The organism is Flavobacterium swingsii (assembly GCF_900111965.1).
Lineage (GTDB): Bacteria > Bacteroidota > Bacteroidia > Flavobacteriales > Flavobacteriaceae > Flavobacterium > Flavobacterium swingsii.
Genome location: NZ_FOJT01000001.1, coordinates 19,057 through 31,275 on the forward strand (window position 1 = coordinate 19,057; position 12,219 = coordinate 31,275).

General features: G+C 32.7%; 12 protein-coding genes. 7 read left to right on the top strand and 5 right to left on the bottom strand.

The features are described from left to right. Positions 1-54: 54 nt before the first annotated feature. From BM053_RS00090 to BM053_RS00110, 5 genes are all read right to left on the bottom strand, one after another. Positions 55-612: a GNAT family N-acetyltransferase gene (locus BM053_RS00090; protein WP_091472511.1), complete on the bottom strand. Its 558-nt coding sequence runs from the start codon at positions 610-612 to the stop codon at positions 55-57. 53 nt (positions 613-665) lie between these two features. Further along, entirely contained in the window at positions 666-3,116 is a 2,451-nt protein-coding gene (gene lon / locus BM053_RS00095) for an endopeptidase La (RefSeq protein ID WP_091472514.1), read from the bottom strand. A gap of 197 nt (positions 3,117-3,313) precedes the next feature. Then, complete coding sequence (locus BM053_RS00100; protein WP_091472516.1) at positions 3,314-4,048, bottom strand: hypothetical protein; 735 nt, start codon at positions 4,046-4,048, stop codon at positions 3,314-3,316. 35 nt (positions 4,049-4,083) lie between these two features. After that, the gene (locus BM053_RS00105) at positions 4,084-5,394 is read right to left on the bottom strand and encodes an MFS transporter (protein ID WP_091472519.1); all 1,311 of its coding nucleotides are present in this window, start codon (positions 5,392-5,394) and stop codon (positions 4,084-4,086) included. Between the two features lie 106 nt (positions 5,395-5,500). Continuing rightward, positions 5,501-6,316 carry a M48 family metallopeptidase gene (locus BM053_RS00110; protein WP_091472522.1) on the bottom strand — a complete coding sequence of 272 codons (816 nt, stop codon included), beginning with the start codon at positions 6,314-6,316 and terminating at the stop codon, positions 5,501-5,503. A gap of 155 nt (positions 6,317-6,471) precedes the next feature. Here BM053_RS00110 and BM053_RS00115 point away from each other — a divergent pair, with 155 nt between their 5' ends. The 7 genes from BM053_RS00115 (at position 6,472) to BM053_RS00145 (ending at position 12,215) form a co-directional block, all read left to right on the top strand. Continuing rightward, positions 6,472-7,326 (top strand): alpha/beta hydrolase, encoded by an 855-nt coding sequence (locus tag BM053_RS00115; RefSeq protein WP_167357258.1) that lies wholly within the window; start codon positions 6,472-6,474, stop codon positions 7,324-7,326. A 10-nt stretch (positions 7,327-7,336) separates the two neighbouring features. Next, positions 7,337-7,825 carry a peptide-methionine (R)-S-oxide reductase MsrB gene (gene msrB / locus BM053_RS00120; RefSeq protein ID WP_091472524.1) on the top strand — a complete coding sequence of 163 codons (489 nt, stop codon included), beginning with the start codon at positions 7,337-7,339 and terminating at the stop codon, positions 7,823-7,825. Further along, positions 7,822-8,208, top strand: a complete 387-nt coding sequence (gene msrB, locus BM053_RS00125) for a peptide-methionine (R)-S-oxide reductase MsrB (RefSeq protein ID WP_091472527.1) — start codon at positions 7,822-7,824, stop codon at positions 8,206-8,208. The genes msrB (BM053_RS00120) and msrB (BM053_RS00125) overlap by 4 nt, the downstream gene beginning before the upstream one ends. A gap of 62 nt (positions 8,209-8,270) precedes the next feature. Continuing rightward, on the top strand, positions 8,271-10,043 hold the full coding sequence (locus BM053_RS00130) for an AMP-dependent synthetase/ligase (protein ID WP_091472530.1): 1,773 nt from the start codon (positions 8,271-8,273) through the stop codon (positions 10,041-10,043). A 35-nt stretch (positions 10,044-10,078) separates the two neighbouring features. Continuing rightward, positions 10,079-11,125, top strand: coding sequence for a proline iminopeptidase-family hydrolase (locus BM053_RS00135; protein WP_091472534.1), 1,047 nt, complete (start codon positions 10,079-10,081; stop codon positions 11,123-11,125). 121 nt (positions 11,126-11,246) lie between these two features. After that, the gene (locus BM053_RS00140) at positions 11,247-11,633 is read left to right on the top strand and encodes a hypothetical protein (protein WP_091472536.1); all 387 of its coding nucleotides are present in this window, start codon (positions 11,247-11,249) and stop codon (positions 11,631-11,633) included. Positions 11,634-11,756: 123 nt separating this feature from the next. Continuing rightward, positions 11,757-12,215 (top strand): MarR family winged helix-turn-helix transcriptional regulator, encoded by a 459-nt coding sequence (locus tag BM053_RS00145; protein ID WP_091472539.1) that lies wholly within the window; start codon positions 11,757-11,759, stop codon positions 12,213-12,215. Positions 12,216-12,219 lie beyond the last annotated feature (4 nt).

The window sequence follows — 12,219 nt, forward strand, 5'->3', positions numbered from 1 at the left end:
CAGAAGCGAAGATATTATTTTTTCTGACTATCCCGTTTATTGAATACTATTTTTTTATACTAAGGAATCTATTAAATCTGATGCTAAAATTGCATAACCGTAATTATCAGACCAACCCGTTCTTAATGGCAATAATTTTCTTGTATGTGCTTCTCTCAACATTCCAACTTTTTCTAAAACACTTATTGATCCAATATTTTCGATTGCACAACCCGCTTCAATTCTGTGAAGTTTCAAAGTTTGAAAACCAAATTTTATTATCTTTTTTAAACTTTCCGTTGCAAATCCTCTATTCCAATAATTGTAGTCATATTTAAACCAAACTTCGGCGTTTCGATATTTTTCTTTTCCCAGATTTATTCCAATTAACCCAATAAATTCTTTTTCTTCATTTAATTCGACTGCAAAAGTAAAACTCTTATTGTTGTCTAAATTATTTTCAAAAATCCATTTTTCAACAATATTTTTTGTTTCATTAATATTACTTGGAATCCCAGACGTATTAAACCTATCAGTTTCATCCAAACAATGCAATTTGTGAATATTCTCAATATCATTTTCTGAAATTGGTCGTAAAATGAGTCTTTCAGTTTTTAAATTTGTTTTATTCATTTTGGGTTAATTTCTACTTTTGATATTATGACTTTCAAACCTTCAACTATTGTTTATAATGTTTTAGCGTTTTTTACCTTATCTTTTGTAATCGCAATAGCTAAAACCTCGCTCATTTCCTTCACATAATGAAAGGTTAAACCAGTAAGATATTCAGCTTTTATTTCGTCGATATCGCTTTTGTTTTCGTGACACAAAATAATTTCTTTGATATTGGCACGTTTTGCCGCTAGAATTTTCTCTTTGATTCCACCAACTGGTAATACTTTTCCACGCAAAGTGATTTCGCCAGTCATAGCCAAACTTTTCTTGATTTTTTTCTGTGTAAATACCGAAACCAAAGACGTTAGCATTGCAATACCGGCACTTGGTCCATCTTTTGGCGTTGCGCCTTCCGGAACGTGCAAGTGAATGTTATATTTCGCTAACATTTCAGAGTTCAGTCCTAATAGTTCAGCATTAGCTTTAATATATTCTAAAGCAATTGTTGCCGATTCTTTCATGACTGTTCCTAGATTTCCAGTAATAGTCATGGTTCCTTTTCCCGGAGAAATTAAGGATTCTATAAATAAAATATCGCCTCCAACTGATGTCCAAGCCAATCCTGTAACTACTCCTGCTACATCGTTATTTTCTGATTTATCTCTTTCTAATCTTGGAACTCCTAGGATTTTGACAATATCCTCATCGGTAACTTTTATGTTATATTCTTCTTCCATAGCCACGCATTTGGCAGCATTTCGGATTACTTGTGCAATTTTATTTTCTAGTCCACGAACACCTGACTCACGTGTGTAACCTTCTACTATTTTTTCTAATTGTTTTTTACCAATTTGTAAATGTTTTGATGTTAGCCCATGAACTGCTAATTGCTTTGGGAACAAATGTTGTTTGGCGATTTCAACTTTTTCTTCGATCGTATAACCAGACATTTTGATGATTTCCATTCTATCTTTCAACGCAGGTTGTATGGTTGCCATATTGTTTGAAGTGGCAATAAACATGACTTTCGATAAATCGTAACCCATTTCTAAGAAATTATCATAGAATTCGCCGTTTTGCTCAGGATCTAAAACTTCTAATAAGGCCGATGATGGATCACCTTGATTGCTTGTTGACAATTTATCTATTTCATCTAAAACAAAAACTGGGTTTGATGTTCCTGCCTTTTTTAAACTTTGAAGGATTCTTCCCGGCATCGCGCCAATATAGGTTTTACGATGTCCTCGAATTTCGGCTTCATCACGCAAACCACCCAGAGAAACTCGCACATATTCTCTTCCTAAAGCTTCGGCAATAGATTTTCCGATAGATGTTTTTCCAACTCCCGGAGGTCCTGTAAGACATAGAATTGGAGATTTCATATCATTTCGCAATTTTAGCACTGCAAGATGTTCTATCATTCTTTTTTTGACATCTTCTAAACCAAAATGGTCTCTGTCGAGGATTTTTTCTGCTTTTTTTAAATCGAATTTATCTTTAGAATATTTTCCCCAAGGTAAATCTAAAAACAATTCTAAATAATTTCTTTGAATGCCAAAATCTGGTGATTGTGGGTTAGAACGTTGCATTTTTGACAGTTCTTTATCAAAATGCTTTTGCGTTTTCTCGTCCCAAATCTTAGTTTTAGATTTTGTACGCAACTCTTCTATTTCTTCTTCTTGCGAAACTCCACCCAATTCTTCTTGAATGGTTTTCATTTGCTGATGTAAGAAATATTCACGTTGCTGCTGGTCTAAATCGAAACGCACTTTAGATTGTATGTCATTTTTAAGTTCCAATTTCTGAAACTCTAAATTCATAAATTTCAAAGTTGCTAAAGCTCTTTCTTTTAGGTTATTTATTTCTAATAAATCTTGTTTCTCAGTAACTGTAAGATTCATATTAGAAGAAACAAAATTGACAAGAAACGAATTGCTTTCAATGTTTTTGATTGCAAAAGTAGCTTCAGTTGGAATATTTGGGCTTTCAGTAATAATTTGTATCGCCAAATCACGAACAGATTCGATTATTGCCGAAAATTCTTTGTCTTTTTTTGTTGGTCTTTCTTCTTTAACTTCTTTAATAGAAGCTTTCATGTAAGGTTCTGTAGCCGTTACTTTATCTATTTCGAAACGTTTTTTTCCTTGTAGAATTACGGTTACATTTCCGTCAGGCATTTTTAAAACACGAAGAATTCTAGCAACTGTTCCTACTTTATTAATATCGTTTTCGGTTGGATCTTCGTCTTCTTCATTTTTTTGAGATACAACTCCAATAATTTTATCACCAGAATTGGCAGCATCAATTAGTTTTATTGATTTATCTCTTCCTGCTGTAATGGGAATGACTACTCCTGGAAAAAGTACGGTATTTCGAAGCGGAAGAATTAACAATTCTGATGGTAATTCTTCATTATTCATTTCTTCCTCGTCTTCTGGCGTGAGAAGTGGGATTAAATCTGCTTCAGAATCGAATTCTTGTAGTGACAAATTGTCAATGGTAATTATTTTTTGTTGAGACATATTGTATTTAGGTCATTTTGTCATTAAACATGGAACGCTTACTATGCAAAGTTATTACATAATAAACTATCATTTAGCTGAAAATCAATAAATAACAAAATTATTTACATCAAATTCATTCTAATAAGTCAAGGATTGTGCCATAAAAAAATCCCGAATTGCTTCGGGATTGTATCTGTTCTATAAAATGCTTTTGATTAATTCAAAATATATGAAACTAAATCTTGAATATAAGTTGTTGTTCCTGATGTTGTTTCAATTTTAATAGGCCCAACATTTTTAGCATACCAATAATAAGATGTTGAGACGGAGCTCTGTCCGGAAAATGTAATATTCTGTACTACTTTTACTTTAATTACATCATTAAAAGTTTGACCATTGACATTTAAAGTTGACCCTTTTTCTAAAATAGTTGAAACTATATTAAAATCAGTAGTTACAACTGGATATATTGGATCAGTATATGTTGTAGTCTGAACATAGTCCGCAGTCCAAGTTCCACCTACAGCTAAGTAATCTTTTAAAAGTATTCTTTCAGTACCGGTTGATGTAGAGCCTGGCATTCCTCCTTGAGCTGCAACTATAACATCTTCACTTTTCAAATAATAATCTCCATTTGATTTTCTTAACCTCGTTACTTGACTTGCTCCTCCGTTAGATTGAGAATTAAATGTATAGTAGCTATTTCCTCCAATAACATCTACAGAAACCATTTTAAGTGGCGCTTGATTAACTCCATTTAAACTAAAAACCCATTGATTATTAATAGCTGAAGGCCAATAATCAGTAGTAGATGAATTTCCATTTCCACCATTATTTGTTGAATCTCCCGAACTAGGCATTGGTCCTTCATAAGGTTCTACAGTACAAGAAGTGAAAATTACTGCTGAAAATAACAATATAAACGCCCAAATATTTTTTAGTTTATTCATTTTGTAGGTATTAGTTTTTTTTGACAAATATAATATTAATTCTTGCTTAACAAATAATTTTTCGGAATTCTTAATAGTAAAATCACTCCTATTATAAAGAAAATAGCTAAAAATACTATCGAATTTCTCATAGAACCAGTAACTTGATCTATGATTCCGTAAATAGACATTCCGATGACGATTCCTATTTTTTCGGTCACATCATAAAAACTGAAATACGAGGCTGTATCTTCCGTTTCTGGCAATAATTTTGAGTAAGTAGAACGAGCCAACGATTGTATTCCTCCCATAACCAATCCTACAAAACCTGCTACGATATAAAACTCATTAGGTTCTGTAACAAAATAAGCAAACACGCAAAGTATCGCCCAAAAAGCATTTAGAAATATTAGGGTGTTAATGTTTCCGAATTTCCCTGATGCTCTCGAAGTAAGAAAAGCGCCTAAAACAGCAACCAATTGAATAACTAATATACTAATGATTAATCCTGTAGTTTTCTGACTTGGTGTTGTCCAATTTATTTCGGTAGCACCAAAATAAGTAGCTACTAACATTACGGTTTGTACCGCCATGATGAAAACGAAATAGCTTGACAAATATCTTTTTAAGGTAATATTTTGTTGTAATTGCTTCCAAACTAATTTTAATTCTTTAAATCCATCAAAAAGGACTGCTTTTGTCACTTTATGACCTGTTGATGCTCCTTTGGGTAAATAATAATAGGTTACATGACTGAAACCTATCCACCAAACACCTACCATTATAAAGGAGTATTTCATACATTCTAATCTTTCCGCATCGTTTATTGCAGACATAACCATCGCAAGATTTATGATTAGCAATATCGTGCTTCCTATATATCCCATCGAAAATCCTCTTGCACTAACCTTATCTTGTTGCTCAGGGTAAGCAATATCTGGTAAGTACGAATTATAAAAAACCAAACTCGCCCAGAAACCTATTAATCCTAATAAATAAGCGGTGTAACTTAAAAATAAACTTTCTAAATTAAACCAATATAAAGAAATACAAGACAAACCGCCTAGATAACAAAAGAACCTCATAAACGCTTTCTTGTTTCCTACGTAATCTGCAATTCCTGATAAAAAAGGCGAAATAAACGCAACTATTAGAAAAGCTAATGCCGTAACAAAAGTGATCATTGCGGTGTCTTTAATTTGATAACCAAAAATAAAAACTACATTATTGCCTCTGTTTTTGAAAATTAATTCATAAAAAATAGGAAAAATAGCCGAAGCAATGACCAAGCTATATACCGAGTTTGCCCAATCGTAAAACGCCCAAGCATTTAATAACTTTTTATCTCCTTTTTTAAGTATTTCCATATATTTTATTTGTTAGTTCTGAATCGATTTGGAATATATTTTTCAAATATAACTAAAAAAAAAAGCCACTTCAATCGAAATGACTTCTAAATATTTTTATTTTATTTTACTTAAATGAAGTAACTCCAAATTTTGCTGCTTCGGCTTTTGCTTGTGGCAATAATGCTTTTAAACTAGCAATACGTGTTTCGTTTGATGGGTGTGTACTCATAATTTCTGGCGGTGCGCTTCCTCCTGCTAAAGCAGACATGCGTTCCCAAATTAAGACTGCATTATCTGGATTATAACCTGCAATTGCCATTAGTGTCAGACCAATCATATCCGCTTCACTTTCGTGATTACGACTAAACGGCAGCATTCCTCCTACTTGACTTCCCACACCATAAGCTTGCATTATCATTTGTTGTGTTTCTGGGCTTTTATTTCCTGTAGCGACCGCCACACCAACACCACCAAGTTGTTGCAACATTCCTGCACTCATACGTTGTTGTCCATGATTTGCTAATGCATGTGCTACTTCATGTCCCATAACGGCTGCCATTCCTGCATCGTCTTTCATAATGGGCAAAATACCTGTATAAACTACAATTTTTCCTCCTGGCATACACCAAGCATTTACTTCTTTGCTATCAACTAACTTATATTCCCATTGATAATTTACTAAATATGTTGGTTTTCCGTTGGCAGTTAGCCATCTTTCGGCGGCAACTTTTATTTTAGTTCCTACATTTTCTACTCTTTGGGCATCTTTAGTTCCTGAAATTACTTTGTTTTCTGCTAAGAACTGACCATATTGCTGAAATGCCGATGGAAAAATTTCGCTATCCGGCACTAAAGCCATTGTACTTTTCCCTGTAAATGGATTTGTAGCACAAGCAGTTACCAACACTCCTATTGCTGAAATTATTAAAACTTTTTTCATTCTTATTTTAATTTGATTGTTGTAGTAAAATTAATCCATTTTTCTTAATTGCGACCATAAATTTCACAAAGTATTTTTATGATTAATTTATGATTCAATTTTCATACCAAAAAAAATTAAAAACTTAAATTGCACTATATTAAAAATGATATATTTTGAAAGCAAAAAAACCAAAAGATACGCAAATACGTAAATCAATTTTATACACCGTTAAAATCACTCAGTTTTTCTCTGTTGATTTGGTTACAAAATTGGCTTCTATGATATTTACAACACCTATAAAACACAAAACGCCAAATAGAGAATTGGCTATGGATAAGAATACGAAACAAGAAACTGTTTTCATACCAAAAATTAATAAAAAAATAGTCGTTTATCATTACGGAAATAGCCCAAAAAAAGTATTATTAGTACATGGTTGGTGTGGTCGTGGAACGCAATTGGTAAAGTTTGCAGATGAATTAATCAAATTAGGTTATTCTACCATAAGTTTTGATGCACCAGCACACGGAAAATCTGGAACAAAAACAACCTTGATGCCTGAATTTATTGCATCAATACTAGAATTAGAAAAATTACATGGTCCTTTCGAATTTGCTATCGGACATTCTTTAGGAGGAATGGCATTATTAAATTCAGTAAAACAAGGATTGCAACTAAAAAAATTAGTAGTGATAGGAAGTGGTGATAAAATTGAAGACATTCTTACTGAATATGTCAAAAAATTAGAACTAAAGCCAATCGTGGCCTCTAAAATGAGTCAACTTTTTGAAAAACGATTTGGAGAACCTATGGAAAACTACGCCGCACATCTTGCAGCAAAACAAGTAAATATACCAACACTAGTTATTCATGACGAAAACGATTATGAAGTTCCTATTTTTTGTGGAAAAAATGTATTTAAACATCTTCCGAACGGAGAAATGTATGTTACACAAAAATTAGGGCACAGAAAAATTCTTGGAGATACAAATGTCATTAACAAAGCACTTGATTTTATCCACAATTAAAATATTAAAAATGAAAAAAACAATCTTTTTGTTAGCCTTTATTTTAAGTTTAGCTTCTTGTCATAGCCAAGAAAAGAAAACAGAAAAAGTAAGTCCTAAAAATAAAATATCTAAAACCGATGCACAATGGAAAACTGAACTTACTCCAGAACAGTATCAAGTTTTAAGAAATAAAGGAACCGAAGCTTCTTTTTCAGGAAAATATTGGAATCATTTCGAAAAAGGATATTATGCTTGTGTAGCTTGCAAGAATCCTTTGTTTACTTCCGATGCAAAATTTAATTCAGAATGTGGTTGGCCATCATTTGACCAAGCAATCAAAGGAAGTGTTATTTATAAAGATGATTCCACTTTTGGTATGCAAAGAACTGAAGTAATGTGTTCCAATTGTAACGGACATTTAGGTCATGTTTTTGATGACGGTCCATCAGAAACAACAGGAAAGCGTTTTTGCACTAATTCAGTTTCTATACTATTTATTCCAAAAAAGAAAAAATGAAATATCCAATAGAAAAAACCGAAGCCCAATGGAAAATAGAACTTGGTGAAGAAAGATATAGAATCCTTCGAGAAAAAGGAACAGAATATCCGCATTCTGGAACCTATAATTTACACGCCGAAAACGGAACTTATGTTTGTGGCGGATGCAAAGAACCATTGTTTGAAAGTAATTCAAAATTCGACGCGCATTGTGGTTGGCCATCTTTTGACGAATCCATTCCAGAAAAAGTACGATATATAAAAGACAATACGCATGGTATGATTCGAACCGAAATTGTATGTGTCAATTGTGGCGGACATTTAGGTCATGTTTTCGATGATGGACCTACAAAAACTGGAATCAGATATTGCGTAAATTCGCTTTCTATCGACTTTAAATAATCAAAAATTGTAATTCTAGGTATTTTTTATTAATTTGCATAAAAATTAACCACCTATTTAGAATGACCAAGATTACAAGATTATTCGACTTCCCTTATTACCAGTTAGATAAACAAAATTTGCCCGATGCTTTAGTCACAAAGCAAAATGGCGTTTGGGTAAAAACTTCTACACAAGAATATATAGACAAAGCAAATACCATTTCGAGGGCATTGCTTCGAATGGGCATTCAAAAAAATGATAAAATTGCTGTAATATCAACTAATAATAGAACCGAATGGAATATTATGGATATTGGTGTTTTGCAAACTGGTGCTCAAAATGTCCCAATATATCCTACTATTTCAGAAGATGATTATCAATATATTTTAAACCATTGTGAAGCAAAATATTGTTTTGTTTCCGATGCAGAAGTACTTCGAAAAGTAAATCTGATTAAAAATAATGTTCCAAATCTTAAAGAAGTTTTTTCTTTTAATGATATTGAAGGTTGCAAAAGCTGGAAAGAACTACTTAAACTTGGTGAAGACAAAACGAATCAAAACGAAGTTGAGGACAGGAAAGATGACGTTCAAACTACAGATTTAGCTACCATAATATACACTTCAGGTACAACAGGAAAACCAAAAGGTGTGATGCTTTCGCACCAAAATATAGTTTCGAATGCTTTAGATAGTTCTAACAGGATTCCTTTTGATGCTACAAATAGTAAAGCATTAAGCTTTTTACCAATATGTCATATTTTCGAACGAATGATACTGTATTTATACCAGTATTATGGAGTATCAATTTATTTCGGAGAATCTATCGATAAAATTAGTGATAATCTAAAAGAAGTAAAACCAACAGTAATGTCAGTCGTTCCTAGACTTTTAGAAAAAGTGTATGACAGTATTTATGCAAAAGGAACAGCACTTACAGGAATAAAAAAGAAACTTTTCTTTTGGGCAATCGATTTAGGGTTGAAATATGAACCTTACGGAGCCAACGGTTTTTGGTATGAATTTCAACTAAAAATCGCAAGAAAACTAATTTTTAGTAAATGGAAAGAAGGCTTAGGCGGAAATTTAGACCTTATGGTTTCTGGAAGCGCTGCTTTACAACCAAGACTAACTAAAGTTTTTGCAGCAGCAGGAATTCCCGTTATGGAAGGTTACGGACTAACCGAAACTTCTCCAGTAATATCCGTAAACGATATGCGAAACAAAGGTTTCAAAGTAGGAACTGTCGGAAAAGTAATAGATTATGTTGAAGTGAAAATTGCTGAAGACGGAGAAATACTTTGCAAAGGACCAAACGTCATGATGGGCTATTATAAAGATGATGTTCAAACAAAAGAAGTTCTCAAAGATGGTTATTTTCATACGGGCGACATTGGAGAATTTGATAGCGAAGGATTTCTAAGAATTACCGATCGCAAGAAAGAAATGTTTAAAACCTCTGGCGGAAAATATATTGCACCACAATTGTTAGAAAACACAATGAAACAATCTCGTTTTATCGAGCAAATTATGGTAATTGGTGATGGACAAAAAATGCCTGCAGCCTTCATTCAACCAAATTTCGAATTTGTAAAAGAATGGGCAACATTACACAATGTACCATTGGGAAGTACAAATGAAGAAATAATTGCAAACCCAAAAGTTATCGAACGTATTCAGCAAGAAGTTGATTTATTAAACGAAAAATTTGGTAATTGGGAAAAAATAAAACGTTTTGAGCTTACACCAGATTTATGGACAATTCCTGCTGGTCATCTTACACCAACATTAAAACTTAAACGAAAAGTGGTTTTAGAGAAATACCACGGATTGTACGAGAAAATTTATAACTAATATTTCAAATAAAAAGATAATAAATACTCCTATTTATGAAAATAAAAACCTTCCTATTATCAGTATTTATTATCTTTTTATTCAATAATTGCAAAAACAATCAAGATGATTCTGTAAAAGCAAATTATCTTGATTTCTCCAAACGAGACGATCAATTTACTGGCGGAATAAAAATGATTCCTATATCAACACCAGTTGGAAAATTTAAAGTTTGGACAAAAACCGTAGGGAATAATCCAACCATAAAAGTACTTTTACTTCATGGCGGACCAGGATTAACACACGAATGTTTCGAAAGTTTTGATGGTTATTTCCCAAATCAAAGTATCGAATACATTTATTACGACCAGCTTGGTTCTTATTACAGCGACCAACCAAATGACAACCGCTTGTGGACAAACGAACGTTTTGTAGAAGAAGTAGAACAAGTCCGAAAAGCATTAAAACTAGACAACACTAATTTTTACTTACTAGGGCAATCATGGGGAGGAATTCTCGCTATGGAATATGCCTTAAAATATCAAAAAAATCTAAAAGGTCTCATCATTTCAAATATGATGGCCAGCGCACCCGAATATAACAAATATGCCGAAGAAGTACTTGGGCCGCAACTTCCGCCCGAAGTTTTCAATCAAATTAAAACATTCGAAAAAAATAAAGATTATACCAATCCAAAATACACTGAATTACTCTTCAAATATTATTATACCGAGCATATTCTGAGAAAACCGTTAAACGAATGGCCAGAATCTATCAACAGAGCATTCAAACATATAAATTCAAATGTGTATGTATTTATGCAAGGTCCGAGTGAATTTGGAATCACCGGAAACGCTACGCTAAAAAATTGGGACATCAAATCGAAACTCAAAACCTTAACTGTTCCTACTCTAACCATTGGTGCAAAATACGATACCATGGATCCTGAACACATGAAATGGATTGCTAACGAAGTACAAAACGGACGTTTCTTATTTTGTTCAAATGGAAGTCATCTGTCTCAATATGATGATCAAAAAAACTATTTTTCTGGCGTAATTCAGTTTTTAAGAGATGTAGATAGTGGTGATTTCAAGAAATAAATCACTAACATATTAATTATCAACAATTTCAATTAAGAATAGTTAACAATTTTAACAATTATTTTAAATAACTACTTTATTTTTTAATACTTTTATTAGATAACCAATTAAAAACTAAATTATGAATGTAAAAAACTTTATTATTGGAGGAATTGTCGGAGGAATTGTAGACTGGCTCTTAGGATGGCTCTTTTACGGAATCATTTTTAAAGACACTTTTCCAAGCGGAGAAACCATGAATATGATAATGATTACGCTAGGCTGTTTTACAGTAGGATTCTTTATTTCCTACATTTTTGCACAATGGGCAGCAATTTCAAATGTTGTGACTGGACTTAAAGCTGGAGCAGTAATAGGAATATTTATGGGATTAACTTCTGGTTTTTTTGGAAGCGAATCTATGGCGATACCAGATTATAAAATAATTGCAATAGGAGTATTTATTTCAATTATAATGTGTGCTTGTGTAGGTGCATCTATCGCGTTTGTAAACAGTAAGTTAAAATAACCCTCGAAAATACATTCTTAAAACTCCTCTAAATTAGAGGAGTTTTTTTTTAACATAAAATAATTTAAATTTATTATGCATGCATAGTATTTTTTTATTATCTTTGATTTTCAATTAACTAAAATGAAAGACAAAACAATCGATTATGTACTTCGCGCAACTTGGCAAGCTGTTGCCAGAATGTATAATGAAGAAGCTGCAAAATTCGATGGTACCATGGCAACTGGGTTTGCATTGTTAAGTATCGATAAAGAAGGCGGAACACCATCTACAACGCTAGGTCCAAAAATGGGAATGGAAGCCACAAGCCTTACCAGAACGCTAAAATCGATGGAAGAAAAAGGGTTAATATACAGAAAACCAAACCCAAACGATGGTCGAGGTGTTCTTATATATTTAACCGAATTTGGAAAAGAAAAAAGAGAATTATCTAAAAATACCGTATTAAAATTTAATGAAGCCGTAAGACAAAATGTATCTGTCGAGCAACTTCAAAATTTTATGGAAGTTTCCGAGATCATAAACGAATTAATACAAGAGAAAAGAATATTCAATCACACGAGCGCCAGCGAACTGGCGTAGCAAA

Coding starts and splice junctions, on each gene's coding strand:
- BM053_RS00145 (WP_091472539.1), top strand. CDS start 11,757: ATGAAAGACAAAACAATCGATTATGTACTTCGCGCAACTTGGCAAGCT.
- BM053_RS00135 (WP_091472534.1), top strand. CDS start 10,079: ATGAAAATAAAAACCTTCCTATTATCAGTATTTATTATCTTTTTATTC.
- BM053_RS00130 (WP_091472530.1), top strand. CDS start 8,271: ATGACCAAGATTACAAGATTATTCGACTTCCCTTATTACCAGTTAGAT.
- BM053_RS00110 (WP_091472522.1), bottom strand. CDS start 6,316: ATGAAAAAAGTTTTAATAATTTCAGCAATAGGAGTGTTGGTAACTGCT.
- BM053_RS00105 (WP_091472519.1), bottom strand. CDS start 5,394: ATGGAAATACTTAAAAAAGGAGATAAAAAGTTATTAAATGCTTGGGCG.
- lon (WP_091472514.1), bottom strand. CDS start 3,116: ATGTCTCAACAAAAAATAATTACCATTGACAATTTGTCACTACAAGAA.
- BM053_RS00140 (WP_091472536.1), top strand. CDS start 11,247: ATGAATGTAAAAAACTTTATTATTGGAGGAATTGTCGGAGGAATTGTA.
- BM053_RS00100 (WP_091472516.1), bottom strand. CDS start 4,048: ATGAATAAACTAAAAAATATTTGGGCGTTTATATTGTTATTTTCAGCA.
- BM053_RS00090 (WP_091472511.1), bottom strand. CDS start 612: ATGAATAAAACAAATTTAAAAACTGAAAGACTCATTTTACGACCAATT.
- msrB (WP_091472524.1), top strand. CDS start 7,337: ATGAAAAAAACAATCTTTTTGTTAGCCTTTATTTTAAGTTTAGCTTCT.
- msrB (WP_091472527.1), top strand. CDS start 7,822: ATGAAATATCCAATAGAAAAAACCGAAGCCCAATGGAAAATAGAACTT.